Here is a 14,165-nt window from a genome sequence, read left to right as displayed (position 1 = left end):
TCAGGCGCCGGCGTCGGCCTTCGGCGCGTTGCGCAGCTTGATGTGCAGGTCGCGCAGCTGGCGTTCGTCCACCGGGCTCGGTGCCTGGGTCAGCAGACACTGCGCGCGCTGGGTCTTGGGGAAGGCGATCACGTCGCGGATCGATTCGGCGCCGGTCATCATGGTGACGATGCGGTCCAGACCGAAAGCCAGGCCGCCGTGCGGCGGCGCGCCGTACTTCAGCGCGTCGAGCAGGAAGCCGAACTTGAGCTGCTGCTCTTCCGCACCGATGTTGAGTGCCTCGAACACGGTTTCCTGCACGTCGGCGCGGTGGATACGCACCGAACCACCGCCGATTTCCCAGCCGTTCAGCGCCAGGTCATAGGCCTTGGCCAGGCACTTGCCCGGATCGGTCTTGAGCAGCGCGATGTGTTCGTCCTTCGGGCTGGTGAAGGGGTGATGGCAGGCGTTCCAGCGCTTTTCGTCCTCGTCGTACTCGAACATCGGGAAGTCGACCACCCACAGCGGGCGCCAGGCTTCGCCGGTCACATAGCCCTTCTCGTGGCCGATCTTCAGGCGCAGCGCGCCGAGCGCGTCGGACACCACCTTGGTCTTGTCGGAACCGAAGAAGATCACGTCGCCGCTCTGGGCGCCGGTGCGGGCCATGATGGCGGCCAGCGATTCCGGGCTCAGGTTCTTGACGATGGGCGACTGCAGGCCTTCCTCGTTCAGCTTGGTGACGTCGTTCACCTTGATGTAGGCCAGGCCCTTGGCGCCGTAGATCTTGACGAATTCGGTGTAGCCGTCGATCTCGCCGCGCGACAGCGAGGCGCCGCCGGGCACGCGCAGCGCGGTGACGCGGCAGGCCGGGTCGTTGGCCGGGCCGGAGAACACTTTGAACGCCACGTCCTTCACCGCATCGGCGACATCCACCAGTTCCAGCGTCACGCGCAGATCGGGTTTGTCAGAACCGAAGCGCGTCATCGCTTCGGCATAGCTCATGCGCGGGAAGGGCGCCGGCAGCTCGACCGACAGCGCTTCCTTGAAGACATGACGGATCATGTCTTCCATCATCGCGGTGATTTCGTGCTCGGTCAGGAAGCTGGTTTCGATATCGACCTGGGTGAATTCAGGCTGGCGGTCGGCGCGCAGATCCTCGTCGCGGAAGCACTTGACGATCTGGTAGTAGCGGTCGTAGCCGGCCACCATCAAGAGTTGCTTGAACAGCTGCGGCGACTGCGGCAGCGCGAAGAACTGGCCGTCATGCACGCGGCTCGGCACCAGATAGTCGCGCGCGCCTTCCGGTGTGCTCTTGGTGAGCATCGGCGTTTCGATGTCGATGAAGCCGCGCTCGTCGAGGAAGCGGCGGAAGGCCATCGCCGTCCTGTAGCGCAGCATCATGTTCTTCTGCATCGCCGGGCGGCGCAGGTCGATCACGCGATGGGTCAGGCGCACGGTTTCCGACAGGTTTTCGTCGTCCAGCGGGAAGGGCGGCGTGACCGAGGCGTTCAGCACCTCGACTTCATGCGCCAGCACTTCGATCTCGCCCGACACCAGGTTGGCGTTGGTCGTACCTTCCGGGCGGCGACGCACGCGGCCAGTCACCTTCAGACAGAACTCGTTGCGCACCGACTCGGCCACCTTGAAGGTTTCCGCGCGGTCCGGGTCGCACACCACCTGCACCAGGCCTTCGCGATCGCGCAGGTCGATGAAGATGACGCCGCCGTGGTCGCGGCGACGGTGGGCCCAGCCGAACAGGGTGACGGTCTGGTCGAGATAGCCCGCATCGAGCAGGCCGCAGTATTGCGTGCGCATGGTGTGTTTCCGGAAAAGGGCGGGGTCGGAAAACCCCGGTTCAGTTGTCGAGTGCGGGCACTGCGGCCGCATGCGGTTTTGTTTTTCTGGGGGGCGGTACGACGCCCATCGACACGATGTACTTGAGAGCCTCATCCACCGTCATGTCCAGCTCGATCACTTCGCTGCGCGGCAGCATCAGGAAGAAGCCGGAGGTCGGATTGGGCGTGGTCGGCACATAGACGCTCACGTGGTCCGGCAGGTGGTCAGTCACGTCGCCGCCCGGCTGGCCGGTCAGGAAGGCGATGGTCCAGCTGCCCTGACGTGGATACTGGATCAGCAGCGCCTTGCGGAACGCCTCGCCTGAGCTGGAGAACAGCGTGTCTGATACCTGCTTCACGCCGTTGTAGATGGACTTCACCACCGGGATGCGCGACAGCAGGCCTTCCCAGTAGCGCAGCAGGCGCTGGCCGATGATGTTGTGGCCGACGATGCCGCTGACCAGGATGATGAGCACGGTCAGGATGACGCCCAGGCCGGGCACGTCGAAGCCGAACAGCTGGGCCGGCCGCCACTGGTAAGGCACCAGCAGCATGGTCTGGTCCAGCGTGCCCAGTATCCATGCCAGCACCCAGAGGGTGATGGCCAGCGGAATCCAGATCAGCAGGCCGGTGATGAAGTAACGCTTCATCAATGGCAGGCGCAGGAGCCGCCGCAGGGCGTGGACGGCGTGGAAGAACCGCTGTCCGAAGATGCCGCGGAGGACGAAGCGGCCGTTTCGGCCTTCGGTGTAGTCGTGCTGGCCGAGCTGCCGGAGCCGCCCTTGAAGTCAGTCACATACCAGCCGCTGCCCTTGAGCTGGAAGCCGGCGGCCGACAGCTGCTTGGAGAAAGTCGATGCGCCGCAGGACGGGCAATCGGTCAGCGGGGCGTCGCTGATTTTTTGCATTACGTCCTTTTGAAGACCGCAGGACGAGCAGCGGTAACCGTAGATCGGCATGTCGAGCTCCAGAAAACGCGAAATTATAGACTAAGCGATTGTTGCACATGCACATTTCGCGCCAGCGCGCAGGGCGGTGCAGGCGCGCATGTCCGGTACATGGCAGGCATTGAAAATGAGGGGCCGGGCGCGGTTATTCAAGCCCCGGCCGTTTCCGGAGGCGTCAGAACAGCCCCAGATAGGTCCGGTTGAGCGTTTCGCCGAAGAACAGCGCGATCAGGCCGGCCGCGGCCAGATAGGGACCGAACGGAATGGGCACGTCACGGCCGTGCGAACGCAGCGCGATCAGCGCGATGCCCACTACCGCGCCGACCACTGACGACAGCAGGATGACGGCGGGCAGCATCTGCCAGCCGAGAAAGGCGCCGATCGCGGCCAGCAGCTTGAAATCGCCATAACCCATGCCTTCCTTGCCGGTGGCCAGTCTGAATGCCCAGTACACCGTCCACAGCACCAGATAGCCGGCCATCGCACCGGTCACCGACGACGCCAGATCGGTGAAGCCGCCACTGAGGTTCAGCAGCAGGCCGGCCCATACCAGCGGTAGCGTGATGCTGTCCGGCAGCAGCTGGGTGTCCAGATCGATGAAGGTGAGCGCGATCATGGCCCATACGAAAACCAGCGCACCGATCATGTGCAACGATGGCCCGAAGGTCCAGGCACAGCCGGCGGACAGCAGGCCGGTCAGCAGTTCGACCAGCGGGTAGCGTGCGCTGATGCGTGTGCCGCACCCGCTGCAGCGGCCGCGCAGCCACAGCCAGGACAGCAGCGGGATGTTCTCCAGCGCGGTGATGGCGTGACCGCACTGCGGGCAGCGCGAACGCGGGCGAGACAGGGTCAGCGTGTCGCCGCCCGGTGCGGCTTCGCCGCGCAGGTCGGCGCACTGGGCTGCCCACTCGCGTTCCATCATGAGCGGCAGGCGGTGGATCACCACGTTCAGGAAGCTGCCGACCGCCAATCCGATCACGCCAGCCAGCGCCGGCAGCAGGCCGGCGTCGGCCAGCGATTCAAGTCCACTCATGATGCGCTTTGCCTGCGTCAGACCGACTGGGCGACCTTGAAGATGGGCAGATACATCGCGACGACCAGGCCGCCGATCAGCACGCCCAGCACCACCATGATGATGGGTTCCAGCAGGCTGGACATGGCGTCGACCGCGTCATCGACCTCCTGCTCGTAGAAGTCGGCCACCTTGGACAGCATGGAATCCAGCTGACCGGATTCTTCGCCGATGGACGCCATCTGGATCACCATCACCGGGAACACGTTGGTGTTCTGCATCGACACCGTCAGGCTGGTACCGGTACTGACTTCGGACTGGATCTGCTTGGTTGCGGTCTTGTAGATATGGTTGCCGGCGGCACCGCCGACCGAATCCAGCGCTTCGACCAGCGGCACGCCGGCCGCGAACATGGTCGACAGCGTGCGCGCCCAGCGGGCGATCGTGGCCTTACGGATGATGTCGCCGAAGACCGGCAGCTTGAGCACCGCGCGGTCGACCGCGATCTGCAGTGGAATCGAACGTTTCAGTGCGGTGGTGAAAGCCACCGCGCCGCCGATCAGGGCACCGAAGATGAGCCACGAGTACTCTACGAAGGCGTCCGACAGCGCGATCACGAACATGGTCGGAGCCGGCAGGTCGGCGCCGAAGCTCGAGAACACCTTCTTGAATTCGGGGATGACGAAAATCATGATCACCGCGGTGATGATGATGGCCACCACGATGATCGCGATCGGGTAGAACATGGCCGACTTGATCTTGCCCTTGATGGCCAGGATCTTTTCGCGATAGGTAGCCAGACGGTCGAGCAGGCCGTCCAGGATACCGGCCTGTTCGCCGGCGGCGACCAGATTGCAGAACAGCTGGTCGAAATGCTGCGGATACTTGCGGAAAGCCTGATTCAGGCTGGAACCGGATTCCACCTCCAGCCGGATGTCGCCCAGCAGTTTCGATACCGCGCGGTTGCCGGCGCCCTTGCCGACGATGTCGAAGGCCTGCAGCAGCGGCACGCCCGCCTTCATCATGGTCGCCAGCTGACGGGTAAACAGCGTGATGTCTTTTTCGGTCACCCGGCCACCGCGGCCGAAACTGCGTTTCTTGACCTTGGTGACCATGATGCCCTGGCGGCGCAGCGTGGCCTGCACCATGGCTTCGCCGCCGGCGCGCATTTCGCCGCGCACCAGCTTGCCGGTCTTGTCCTTGCCTTCCCAGTTGAAGACGGATTCCTTGGAACCGCTGTCCTTGCGTACGGGGCGGGTTGCGGTGGCCAAATCAAGCTCCTTGCCGGATAAGTCCGCCGCAGGGGCGGACGCGACGCGCGGCGTCGTTCATTATTCGTTGGTGGAGGCGAGCACTTCGGCCAGCGAAGTGACGCCCTGCCGGACCTTCAGCAGACCCGACTGGCGCAGATCCTTCACACCTTCGCGGCGTGCCTGATGGGCGATGTCGATCGAATTGCCGTTGGTCATGATGATATGCGCAATCTCATCCGAGATCGGCATCACCTGGTAGATGCCGACCCGGCCCTTGTAGCCGCTGCCCTTGCAGCGTTCGCAGCCCACCGGGCCATAGGGCTGCCAGCTGCCATCCACTTCGGCTTCGGTGAAGCCCGCTTCCAGCAGCGCTTCGACCGGGATATTCATCGGCTGCTTGCAGGAGCATAGCCGGCGGGCCAGTCTCTGTGCGGTGATCAATATGACGCTGGACGCGATATTGAAAGCCGCGATGCCCATGTTGCGCATGCGGTCCAGCGTGGTCGGCGCGTCATTGGTGTGCAGCGTGGACAGCACCAGGTGACCGGTCTGAGCGGCCTTGATCGAAATTTCCGCGGTTTCCAGGTCGCGGATTTCACCCACCATGATGATGTCCGGATCCTGCCGCAGGAAGGATTTCAGTGATGCGGCGAAGGTGAGGCCGGCCTTGTCATTCACGTTGACCTGGTTGATGCCCGGCAGATTGATTTCCGCCGGATCCTCCGCAGTGGAAATGTTGACGCCCGCCTTGTTCAGCAGATTCAGGCAGGTGTAGAGCGACACCGTCTTGCCGGAGCCGGTCGGGCCGGTCACCAGAATCATGCCGTAGGGCCGCTCGATCGCATTCATGAGCGCGGCTCGCTGCTCCGGCTCGTAGCCCAGCGCGTCGATGCCCAGCATGGCCGAACTGGGATCGAGAATACGCATCACGATCTTCTCGCCGTGCAGCGTGGGCAGCGTGCTCACCCGGAAGTCGATCGCCTTGGTCTTGGACAGCACGAATTTCATCCGGCCGTCCTGCGGCACCCGCTTTTCCGAAATGTCGAGCCGGGAAATGACCTTGATCCGGGATGCGATCTTCTCGCGCAGCACCAGCGGCGGCTGGGTGATCTCGCGCAGCACGCCGTCGGTGCGGTAGCGGATGCGGTAATACTTTTCGTAGGGCTCGAAGTGGACGTCGGAGGCGCCTTCGTTGATCGCGTCGAGCAGGATTTTCTGGATGAAGCGCACCACCGGTGCGTCGTCGATTTCGACCTGAGCGTCGTTGCCGGCCGGCGCTTCCTCTTCCGGCGCCATCTCGCCGTCGAAATCGAATTCGGCGGAAGACAGCGATTCGAGGGTTTTTTCGACACTTTCCGACATCTTGTCGACCAGCGCCGACAGCTTGTCGGTTTCCACCACCACCGGATCGACCTGCAACCCGGTCTGGAACCGGATTTCGTCGATCGCCCGCAGATTGGACGGGTCGGCGATGGCCACGGCCAGCCGGTTGCCGCGCTTCTTCAGCGCCAGCACCTTGTGGGTGCGCATCAGCTTCTTGTCGATCGCGTCGGCCGGAAACTGGTCGGCTTCGAACTGACCGAGGTCGAGCAGCGGGTAGCCGAAGGTTTCCGACGCGAATGCGGCCGCGTCGCGCGCGCTCATCTTGCCGCTGGCTATCAGCTGGGCGATGAAACCGTTACCGGACTGTGCGCCCTCGCGTGACAGCGTTTCCGCTTCGTTCTCGGTCAGGCGTCCGCTCTGCGCCAGCGCGCGGGCAAGACCCGACAGTGCAGTTTTGGCGGTGGCGGCCATGATGTATGGAAACGGGCGGGTTCAGTGTTGAAGTATCGTCTTCGATGATGACGATTCGGGCTTGATCTGTAAACGGTTTGTCCGGCCGTAACCTGAATGGCTCCGGTGGCTGCCCGCTGCTGCTCAGTGAGCGTCTGGGGGTCTGAACAGCCGTACGCTGCGCACCATGCGGTCTTCGGTGTGCAGGATTTCCATCGCCACCGTGCCGATGCGTACCGACAGGCCGGATTCCGGAATGTCCTGCAGGTGCTCCAGCACCAGTCCGTTCAGCGTTTTCGGCCCGTCCAGCGGCAGGTTGAGGCCCAGCTTGCCATTCAGTTCCCGCAGGCTGCGTCCGCCATCGACGATGACGCTGCCGTCCTCGTTCCAGCCCAGGCTCTGCGTGCTGCCGGGCTGGCCGGTGGTGAACTTGCCGACGATTTCCTCGATGATGTCTTCCAGCGTGACCAGGCCATCAACCTCGCCATATTCATTGACCACCAGGGCCAGTCGCTGCCGGTTTTCCTGGAAGAACTGCAGCTGGCTGTAGAGCGGCGTGGCGGCAGGCACGAAATAGGGCTTGGTCAGCAGACCGCGGATTTCGTCCTGATCCAGTTCGCCGGCTGACAGCGCACTGACCACCCGTCGCTGCGGAAGCACGCCGAGCACCCGGTCCAGGTCGCCCTCGAATACCGGCACCCGGCCGTGATGGCTGGTCGCGATCTGATGCTGAATCACGTCCAGCGGCTGTTCCAGATCAATGGCCTCGATCTGGCTGCGCGGGGTCATCACGTCTTCGACCGTCACATCCTCCAGTTCGAACAGGTTGATCAGGATGCGCCGGTGTGCGGCCGGAATGAAGTGCCCGGATTCGGTCATCAGCGCACGCAGTTCGTCCGCCGACAGCGTCTGCCCCTCGTCTGCACCGCCCGGCTGCAGGCGGGTGATCTTCAGCAGCGCAGATACGAACAGGTTCACTGTCCAGACCACCGGATAGAACACCTTGAGCAGCGGCACCAGAATGAAGGCGACGATGGGCGCGATCGCGTTGGCGTAGCCGGCGCCCACCACCTTGGGCGTGATTTCCGAGAACACCAGAATCAGGAAGGTGATGAGCAGCGTGCCCATGCCCAGTGCCAGTTCGCCATCGCCGAACAGGTCGATCGCGATCACGCCGGTCATGGTGGCGGCGGCGGCATTGATCAGGTTGTTGAACAGCAGGATGACGCCGAGCAGCTTGTCGGTCTGGGCCAGCAGGTCCAGCGCCCGCTGCGCGCCGTGCGATCCGGCCTGGGCTGCTGCCTTCAGCCGGAAGCGGTTGGCGGCCATCATCGATGTTTCCGCCATCGAAAAAAAGCCGGACAGCACCAGCAGCACCCCCAGCACGATCAGCTGGGTGGAGAGCGATATTTCATCCATGGACGGTCAGCCGCGCCCCAGCACGACTTCGAGTACGAACTGCGTGCCGATGTAGGCGAGCAGCAGCGTGAAGAATCCGCCCAGCGTCCAGCGCAGCGCCAGCCGCCCGCGCCAGCCGCGAAAGTGGCGGCCGGCCAGCAGCGTACCGAATACCAGCCAGGCCAGCAGCGCAAACACGGTCTTGTGATTGAACGACAGCGGCTTGCCGAATACCTGTTCCGAGAAGGCGATGCCGGTCACCAGTGTCGCGGTCAGCAGCACGAAGGCGATGGTGATCAGGCGGAACAGCAGGCCTTCCATCACCAGCAGCGGCGGCATGTTGTCCAGCAGCCGGATCAGCCGTCCGCGATGCAGGTTGCGCTCGACCGCAGACATCAGCATGGCGTGCAGTGCGGCCAGCGTGAACAGGCTGTAAGCCGTCATCGCCATCACGAAATGGGCGCGGAACAGAAGGGTGTCGGCGTTGCCGATGTCGTGCCGGCCCGGCCAGATGACCGGCACCGCGGCGCACAGCGCGGCCGCAGGCAGCGCCAGCATGTGCAGACCGTCCAGCCGTGACGACAGGCTTTCCACCCAGTAGAACACCAGCGCCAGCCAGGTCATGACGGCCAGCGCGTCGCCGGCGCCGAAGCGCATGCGGCCATCGGGGAAGATCTGCAGCGCCAGCACTGCGGCATGAATCAGCAGCGTCACCGCAAGTGCGCCGGTACGCAGCGCGGTCGCGCCGGTGCGCCGGCCATCCGCCGCCGGGCGCATGAACCAGAACGCCAGCGCCGCATACAGGGCGGAAGGAAGCAGTTCGATTAGAATCATTGACCTCAGTTTAACCCAAGGCGCCTGCCGCTCTCCCATGCTGGACAACCTTACCCAACGGCTCGCCAAGGTCGTCAAGACCTTGCGCGGGCAGGCCCGTCTGACCGACGAGAACATTTCGGACATGCTGCGCGAGGTGCGCATGGCCCTGCTCGAGGCTGACGTCGCGCTGCCCGTGGTGAAAGACCTGGTCGCGCGCATCCGCGAAAAAGCGGTTGGCCAGGAGGTGGTCGGTTCGCTGACCCCGGGTCAGGCGCTGGTCGGCGTGGTGCACGACGAACTGGCGGCGCTGATGGGCGGTGCCACGGCCAGCCTCAACTTCGCTACCCAGCCGCCGGCCATCGTGCTGATGGCCGGCCTGCAGGGTGCCGGCAAGACCACCACGGTGGGCAAACTGGCCAAATGGCTGAAGGAAACGCAGAAAAAGAAGGTGCTGACGGTGTCCTGCGACGTCTATCGTCCGGCCGCCATCGAACAGCTGCGTACGGTCACCGGCCAGGCCGGCGCCGAATTCTTCCCCTCCACGCCGGACCAGAAACCGGTCGATATCGCCCGCGCCGCGGTCGAGTTCGCGAAGACGCGCTATTTCGACGTGCTGCTGGTCGATACCGCCGGTCGTCTTGCGATCGATCAGGCGATGATGGACGAAATCCGCGCGCTGCATCAGGCGCTGAATCCGATCGAAACGCTGTTCGTCGTCGATGCGATGCTGGGTCAGGACGCGGTCAATACCGCCAAGGCCTTCAAGGACGCGCTGCCGCTGACCGGCGTGGTGCTGACCAAGCTCGATGGCGACGCCCGCGGCGGTGCCGCGCTGTCGGTGCGCCATGTGACCGGTGCGCCGCTGAAATTCGCCGGTGTCGGTGAAAAGCTGACCGGGCTGGAAGAATTCCATCCGCAGCGCATGGCGTCGCGCATTCTCGGCATGGGCGACATCATGGGCCTGGTCGAGGAGGCGCGCCGCCAGGTCGACGAAGACCAGGCCAAGGAATTCGCGCAGAAGCTCAAGAGCGGCAAGGGCTTCGATCTGAACGACTTCAAGACCCAGATCGCGCAGATGCGCAAGATGGGCGGGCTGTCGGCGCTGATGGACAAGCTGCCGGCCCAGTTCGCCGGTGCCGCGCAGCAGATGCAGGGCGGCGCTGACGACAAGGCGATCCGTCGCATCGAAGGCATCATCAATTCCATGACGCCGGCCGAACGCAGCAAGCCAGAACTGATCAAGGCCAACCGCAAGCGCCGCATTGCGGCCGGCTCCGGCACCTCGGTGCAGGAAGTGAACCGCCTGCTGAACCAGTTCGAGCAGACGCAGAAAATGATGAAGCAGTTCTCCAAGGGCGGCATGCAGAAAATGATGCGCGGCATGAAGGGCATGCTGCCCGGCATGCGCTGATCGGCGGCGGAGCGCGACGCGATGGCGCGTCCGCTGGTGTGCGTGCTGGACGATGACGTGTCCATGCGTCGTGCCCTGTGCCAGGCGCTGTCGGTGCTCGATGCCGATGTGCGCGGTTTTCCAGGCGCGAGTGCGCTGCTGCAGGATCGAGAATCGCTGGAACGCGCCGCCTGCATCGTGCTGAAAGCTTCGCTGCGCGGGCCGGACGGCCAGCCGGTGCAGGACAGCTTGCGCGCCATCGGTCACCGGGCTTTCCGTATTTTCGTATCCGGCCCCTGCGAGGTGGCCGACGCGGTGCGCGCGATGCGCGGCGGTGCGCTGGATTTTCTGGTGGCGCCGATCGAAGTGGGTGTGTTGCGGCTGCGGGTGGCGGAAGCGCTCACCCGTGCGGCGGATGCCGAAGCGCGGCGACGCCGGCTGCAGCAGATCGGCGATGCGCTGGCGGCGCTGACGCCGCGCGAGCGTGAAGTACTGGACCGGGTGGCGGCGGGGGCGTCGAACGCCGACATCGCGACCGGTCTGGGCATCAGCAGCAAGACGGTGGAACAGCACCGTGCGCGGGTGATGGACAAGATGCGCGCCGGTTCGCTGGCCGAGCTGGTGGCGCGGGTGACCGAGTGGCGCCTGCTGTCGGGTAGCTGATCAGGGATTGCTGGCCGCGGTCATTTCCGGCCACGACCAGTGGCGCTCCCAGGCGCCGCGCACCATGTTCGGGTATTCCGCCTTGCCCAGACTGCCGTTGTAGCGGCCCAGCGCGCGGAAGAGGTTGCCCTTCTCGATGTCCAGATAGTGGCGGAGGATGGTGCAGCCGAAGCGCAGATTGGTGCGCAGGTGGAAGAGGTTGCTGTCTTCGCTGCCGATCAGCTTGATCCAGAAGGGCATCACCTGCATGTAGCCGCGCGCGCCGGCGCTGGACAGCGCGTACTTCCGGAAGCCGCTCTCGACCTGTATCAGGCCGAGCACCAGCTGCGGGTCAAGGCCGGCGCGGGTGGCCTCGTAATGCACGGTCTTCAGGAATTCCATGCGCCCGGCCTCGTCCGGCATCCGTTTCGCCAGACGGTCCGACATCGTGCGCAGCCACATCTGCCGCTGCGGTGACGAGAAGGCCGGCAGGTCGGGGGCGGCGCGGTCGCTGATCGCCAGATGCAGGGCCGCGCGCACGCTGTCGGCCAGCGGTTCGTACTGCTGCGACGCGTGCGCACCGCCGGCCACCAGGGCCAGCGAGAGCGCGACAGTCGCAGTCAGGCGCTTCATCTTCAGGCCGGCTCGCCCAGCAGCGCGCGCACCGCGTCCGGTGCCACTTTTTGCGCCGCCGCGTCGCGCCGGTTCTGGTACTCGATCACGCCTTCCTTCAGGCCGCGTTCACCCACCGTGATCCGGTGCGGCACGCCGATCAGTTCCCAGTCGGCGAACATGACGCCCGGCCGCTCGTCGCGGTCGTCGAGCATGACGTCGAAGCCGGCTGCGGTCAGTTCGGCGTACAGACGGGTGGCGGTTTCGCGCACCTGTTCCGACTTGCTCCAGCCCACCGGGCAGATCACCACTTCGAACGGTGCGATCGACTGCGGCCAGATGATGCCGCGCTCGTCGTGGTTCTGCTCGATCGCGGCGCCGACCAGACGGGTCACGCCGATGCCGTAACAGCCCATCACCATGGTGCGCGGCTTGCCGGTTTCGTCGAGATAGGTGCAGTTCATCGCTTCCGAATATTTGGTGCCGAGGAAGAACACATGGCCCACCTCGATGCCGCGCTGGATGGCCAGCCGGCCCTTGCCGTCCGGTGACGGGTCGCCTTCGACCACGTTGCGCAGATCTGCCACTGCCTCCGGTTCCGGCAGGTCGCGGCCCCAGTTCACGCCGGTCAGGTGGGCATCCACCTCATTCGCACCGGTCACGAAATCGCTCATGTTGGCCACCGTCAGGTCGGCGATCACGTGCACCGGCTTCTTCAGGCCGACCGGGCCCAGATAGCCCGGCTTGCAGCCGAAATGCTCGACGATTTCGGCTTCGGTCGCGAAGCGGAAGCCTTCCTTCAGGCCGGCCAGCTTCGTGGCCTTCACTTCGTTCAGTTCGTGGTCACCGCGCAGCATGAGCAGCCACAGTTCGGTCTTGCCTTCCTTATCGGTCGCCAGCACCAGCGACTTGACCGTGCGGTCCAGCGGCAGGCCGAGCAGTTCGGCCACGTCCTCGCAGCGGGCCTTGCCCGGCGTGGGGGCCTTCGCCAGTGTCTGGGCCGGCGCGGCGCGCTCGGCGATCAGCGAAGTGGCTTGGGCCAGTTCGATATTGGCTGCGTAGTCGGAATCCGGACACCAGGCGATCAAGTCCTCGCCGGTGTCTGCGATCACCTGGAACTCGTGGCTGCGAGAGCCGCCGATGGCACCGGTGTCGGCCGCGACCGCACGGAATTCGAGACCCAGCCGACGGAAGATGCGCATGTAGGCATCGAACATGATGTCGTAGCTGCGGCCAGCGGCTTCGTCGTCACGGTCGAAGGAGTAGGCGTCCTTCATCGTGAATTCGCGGCCGCGCATCACGCCGAAGCGCGGCCGGCGCTCGTCGCGGAACTTGGTCTGGATGTGATAGAAATTCTTCGGCAGCTGGCGCCAGCTGTGGATTTCGGCGCGCGCGATGTCGGTCACCACCTCTTCCGAGGTCGGCTGAATGATGAAGTCGCGGTCGTGCCTGTCCTTCACCCGCAGCATTTCAGGGCCCATCTTGTCCCAGCGGCCGGTTTCCTGCCACAGCTCGGCCGGCTGGATCAGCGGCATCAGCAGTTCAATGGCGCCTGCGCGGTTCATCTCGTCGCGGATGATGCCCTCGATCTTGCGGATCACCCGCAGGCCCATCGGCATGTAGTTGTAGATGCCACCGGCGAGCTTGCGGATCATGCCGGCGCGAGTCATGAGCTTGTGCGATACGACCTCGGCGTCGGAGGGCGCTTCCTTGAGCGTGGAAATGAAGAATTTGCTGGCGTGCATGAAAAGTCGGCGTCCGCTGCGGATCGGTCAATAAACCTTGGATTCTAGCGGTTTCACGCGCGTCGGCCCCGACTGGCTGCCTCGCTTCAATTCAGTCCCGAAATGTGGAAGAATCCGTGGAAAATTTCACCAAGCAGGTCCAACCATGCTCGACCGGGAAGGGTACCGCCCGAACGTCGGCATCATTCTGATCAATGCGCGCAACGAGGTCTTCTGGGGCAAGCGCATAGGCGAACACGCCTGGCAGTTTCCGCAGGGCGGCATCAACCACGGTGAATCGCCAGAGCAGGCGATGTACCGGGAGCTCTGGGAGGAACTGGGTTTGCGTCCGGAGCACGTGCGCATTGTCGGCCGCACTCGCGACTGGCTGCGTTACGACGTGCCGCGCAACTGGGTGAGGCGTGAATGGCGCAGCGCCTATCGTGGCCAGAAGCAGATCTGGTATCTGCTGCGTATGGTGGGGCGCGATTGTGACGTCTGCCTGCGCGCCACCGATCATCCGGAGTTCGATGCCTGGCGCTGGAACGACTACTGGATACCGCTCGACTCGGTGATCGAGTTCAAGCGGCAGGTCTATCAGCAGGCGCTTACCGAACTGGCGAGGCTGGCTTTCCGCCCGGTCCGTCCGCGTGGCGCGTCCGCTCGCCCGCCCGGGCTGGAGGGCGAGCCGCCGGCCATGACGTCATCCGCGGCTGACGCGGTCGATCCGCTGCACTCCCACTCGTCTTCCTGAGCGGGCGGGGCTATCCTTCTGCAACGGGTCG

The 14,165-nt window shown here is 64.5% G+C and carries 13 protein-coding genes; 3 read left to right on the top strand and 10 right to left on the bottom strand.

All coding sequences use genetic code 11. The features are described from left to right. The 8 genes from aspS to METUNV2_RS0117170 form a co-directional block, all read right to left on the bottom strand. Positions 1 to 1,794 carry an aspartate--tRNA ligase gene (aspS, locus tag METUNV2_RS0117205; RefSeq protein WP_018230713.1) on the bottom strand — a complete coding sequence of 598 codons (1,794 nt, stop codon included), beginning with the start codon at positions 1,792 to 1,794 and terminating at the stop codon, positions 1 to 3. 40 nt (positions 1,795 to 1,834) lie between these two features. Then, complete coding sequence (locus METUNV2_RS0117200; RefSeq protein ID WP_018230712.1) at positions 1,835 to 2,464, bottom strand: DUF502 domain-containing protein; 630 nt, start codon at positions 2,462 to 2,464, stop codon at positions 1,835 to 1,837. Then, on the bottom strand, positions 2,464 to 2,721 hold the full coding sequence (locus METUNV2_RS19715) for an FmdB family zinc ribbon protein (protein WP_420038385.1): 258 nt from the start codon (positions 2,719 to 2,721) through the stop codon (positions 2,464 to 2,466). Before METUNV2_RS19715 ends, METUNV2_RS0117200 begins: the two co-directional genes overlap by 1 nt. Positions 2,722 to 2,935: 214 nt before the next feature. Beyond that, complete coding sequence (locus METUNV2_RS0117190; RefSeq protein WP_018230710.1) at positions 2,936 to 3,793, bottom strand: prepilin peptidase; 858 nt, start codon at positions 3,791 to 3,793, stop codon at positions 2,936 to 2,938. A gap of 17 nt (positions 3,794 to 3,810) precedes the next feature. Continuing rightward, complete coding sequence (locus tag METUNV2_RS0117185) at positions 3,811 to 5,043, bottom strand: type II secretion system F family protein (RefSeq protein WP_018230709.1); 1,233 nt, start codon at positions 5,041 to 5,043, stop codon at positions 3,811 to 3,813. A gap of 60 nt (positions 5,044 to 5,103) precedes the next feature. Further along, complete coding sequence (pilB, locus tag METUNV2_RS0117180) at positions 5,104 to 6,819, bottom strand: type IV-A pilus assembly ATPase PilB (RefSeq protein WP_018230708.1); 1,716 nt, start codon at positions 6,817 to 6,819, stop codon at positions 5,104 to 5,106. Between the two features lie 123 nt (positions 6,820 to 6,942). Then, complete coding sequence (locus METUNV2_RS0117175; protein WP_018230707.1) at positions 6,943 to 8,217, bottom strand: HlyC/CorC family transporter; 1,275 nt, start codon at positions 8,215 to 8,217, stop codon at positions 6,943 to 6,945. A gap of 6 nt (positions 8,218 to 8,223) precedes the next feature. Further along, complete coding sequence (locus tag METUNV2_RS0117170) at positions 8,224 to 9,030, bottom strand: cytochrome C assembly family protein (protein ID WP_018230706.1); 807 nt, start codon at positions 9,028 to 9,030, stop codon at positions 8,224 to 8,226. Between the two features lie 37 nt (positions 9,031 to 9,067). On the opposite strand from METUNV2_RS0117170, the gene ffh reads away from it, so the two are divergent. Together ffh and METUNV2_RS0117160 are read left to right on the top strand one after the other, a co-directional pair. Then, positions 9,068 to 10,423 (top strand): signal recognition particle protein, encoded by a 1,356-nt coding sequence (ffh, locus tag METUNV2_RS0117165; protein ID WP_018230705.1) that lies wholly within the window; start codon positions 9,068 to 9,070, stop codon positions 10,421 to 10,423. Positions 10,424 to 10,444: 21 nt separating this feature from the next. Next, positions 10,445 to 11,065 (top strand): response regulator transcription factor, encoded by a 621-nt coding sequence (locus METUNV2_RS0117160; protein ID WP_018230704.1) that lies wholly within the window; start codon positions 10,445 to 10,447, stop codon positions 11,063 to 11,065. Here the strand turns inward: METUNV2_RS0117160 and METUNV2_RS0117155 are convergent, their stop codons facing one another. After that, complete coding sequence (locus tag METUNV2_RS0117155; protein WP_018230703.1) at positions 11,066 to 11,677, bottom strand: lytic transglycosylase domain-containing protein; 612 nt, start codon at positions 11,675 to 11,677, stop codon at positions 11,066 to 11,068. 2 nt (positions 11,678 to 11,679) lie between these two features. Beyond that, positions 11,680 to 13,401 carry a proline--tRNA ligase gene (locus tag METUNV2_RS0117150; protein WP_018230702.1) on the bottom strand — a complete coding sequence of 574 codons (1,722 nt, stop codon included), beginning with the start codon at positions 13,399 to 13,401 and terminating at the stop codon, positions 11,680 to 11,682. Between the two features lie 145 nt (positions 13,402 to 13,546). Between METUNV2_RS0117150 and METUNV2_RS0117145 the strand changes: the two genes are divergently transcribed. Further along, positions 13,547 to 14,134, top strand: a complete 588-nt coding sequence (locus tag METUNV2_RS0117145; protein ID WP_018230701.1) for an RNA pyrophosphohydrolase — start codon at positions 13,547 to 13,549, stop codon at positions 14,132 to 14,134. The last annotated feature ends 31 nt before the right edge of the window (positions 14,135 to 14,165 follow it).

Origin of the sequence: Methyloversatilis universalis EHg5 (assembly GCF_000378945.1) — a bacterium.
Taxonomy (GTDB): domain Bacteria; phylum Pseudomonadota; class Gammaproteobacteria; order Burkholderiales; family Rhodocyclaceae; genus Methyloversatilis; species Methyloversatilis universalis_A.
Note: the sequence above shows the minus strand (reverse complement) of the source record. Positions and strands in the feature narration are given on the sequence as shown.

Excerpts from the sequence above, each read along its gene's own strand:
- METUNV2_RS0117150 (WP_018230702.1), bottom strand. The coding sequence starts at position 13,401 with ATGCACGCCAGCAAATTCTTCATTTCCACGCTCAAGGAAGCGCCCTCC.
- aspS (WP_018230713.1), bottom strand. The coding sequence starts at position 1,794 with ATGCGCACGCAATACTGCGGCCTGCTCGATGCGGGCTATCTCGACCAG.
- METUNV2_RS0117190 (WP_018230710.1), bottom strand. The coding sequence starts at position 3,793 with ATGAGTGGACTTGAATCGCTGGCCGACGCCGGCCTGCTGCCGGCGCTG.
- ffh (WP_018230705.1), top strand. The coding sequence starts at position 9,068 with ATGCTGGACAACCTTACCCAACGGCTCGCCAAGGTCGTCAAGACCTTG.
- METUNV2_RS0117200 (WP_018230712.1), bottom strand. The coding sequence starts at position 2,464 with ATGAAGCGTTACTTCATCACCGGCCTGCTGATCTGGATTCCGCTGGCC.
- METUNV2_RS0117170 (WP_018230706.1), bottom strand. The coding sequence starts at position 9,030 with ATGATTCTAATCGAACTGCTTCCTTCCGCCCTGTATGCGGCGCTGGCG.
- METUNV2_RS19715 (WP_420038385.1), bottom strand. The coding sequence starts at position 2,721 with ATGCAAAAAATCAGCGACGCCCCGCTGACCGATTGCCCGTCCTGCGGC.
- METUNV2_RS0117160 (WP_018230704.1), top strand. The coding sequence starts at position 10,445 with ATGGCGCGTCCGCTGGTGTGCGTGCTGGACGATGACGTGTCCATGCGT.
- METUNV2_RS0117155 (WP_018230703.1), bottom strand. The coding sequence starts at position 11,677 with ATGAAGCGCCTGACTGCGACTGTCGCGCTCTCGCTGGCCCTGGTGGCC.
- METUNV2_RS0117175 (WP_018230707.1), bottom strand. The coding sequence starts at position 8,217 with ATGGATGAAATATCGCTCTCCACCCAGCTGATCGTGCTGGGGGTGCTG.
- pilB (WP_018230708.1), bottom strand. The coding sequence starts at position 6,819 with ATGGCCGCCACCGCCAAAACTGCACTGTCGGGTCTTGCCCGCGCGCTG.
- METUNV2_RS0117145 (WP_018230701.1), top strand. The coding sequence starts at position 13,547 with ATGCTCGACCGGGAAGGGTACCGCCCGAACGTCGGCATCATTCTGATC.